We start from the raw sequence: 1,097 nt of genomic DNA, 5'->3' as shown, positions 1-1,097 counted from the left end.
CCGGGCACGCCGGCGTATGTGATCTATACGTCGGGTTCGACGGGTCGGCCCAAGGGTGTGGTGGTTGAGCATCGGTCGGTGGTCGACTACGTGTCCTGGGCGTTGGAGATGTATCCGGGGGTGCGTGGGAACGCGCTGTTGCATTCGCCGGTGTCGTTCGATTTGACGGTGACGGTGTTGTTCGCGCCGTTGGTCAGTGGCGGCTGTGTGGTGGTGGCCGACCTGGAGGAGGATCCGGCGGTCGAAGCGGTGTTGGCGGCTGTGCCGTTGACGTTCGCGAAGGTCACGCCGAGCCATATCGCGTTGCTGGACGCGTTGCCGGGTGTGTTCTCGCCGTCGGGTGATCTGGTGGTGGGTGGTGAGCAGTTGACGGGTGAGCAGCTGGAGCAGTGGCGGCGCGCTCATCCGACGGCCACGGTGGTCAATGAGTACGGCCCGACCGAGGCGACGGTGGGATGCGTCGCCTACCGGCTCTTGCCCGGTCAGCGGGCCCTGGTGGGTCCGGTGCCGATCGGCCGTCCTTCGTGGAACACCGGGGTGTATGTCCTCGACGGTGGTCTGTCGCCGGTTCCGGTGGGTGTGGCGGGCGAGTTGTACATCGCGGGTGATGGTGTGGCGCGCGGGTATCTGAACCGTCCGGGTCTGACGGCGGAACGCTTCGTCGCCGACCCGTACGGCGCTGTCGGCTCGCGGATGTACCGCACCGGGGACCTCGTACGGTGGAACGGCGACGGCGAGTTGGAGTATCTGGGCCGCGTCGATGACCAGGTCAAGGTGCGGGGCTTCCGTATCGAACTCGGCGAGATCGAGTCTGTTCTGGCCGCGCACCCGGATGTCGCCCGGGCCACGGTGATCGTGCGCGAGGACCGGCCCGGCGACAAGCGGCTCGTGGGCTACGCCGTTTCCACTGCTGATCCGCTGACACTGCGAACGCATGTGGCGAAGGCGCTCCCCGAGTACATGGTCCCGACGGTGATCGTGCCGTTGGAGGCCCTGCCCCTGACGCCGAACGGGAAGCTGGACCGGCGGGCGTTGCCGGCTCCGGAGTTCACCGCGAACACGGAGGGCCGTGCACCACGCACCCCGCAGGAAGAGGT

Annotated in this window: 1 protein-coding gene; it reads left to right on the top strand. The window is 67.5% G+C overall.

The window, feature by feature from the left end:
- A partial coding sequence (locus tag IG99_RS43380; protein WP_037684547.1) for an amino acid adenylation domain-containing protein occupies positions 1-1,097 on the top strand: 1,097 nt, incomplete at both ends.

This window comes from Streptomyces griseus subsp. griseus (assembly GCF_000720255.1).
GTDB lineage: Bacteria > Actinomycetota > Actinomycetes > Streptomycetales > Streptomycetaceae > Streptomyces > Streptomyces griseus_I.
Note: the sequence above shows the minus strand (reverse complement) of the source record. Positions and strands in the feature narration are given on the sequence as shown.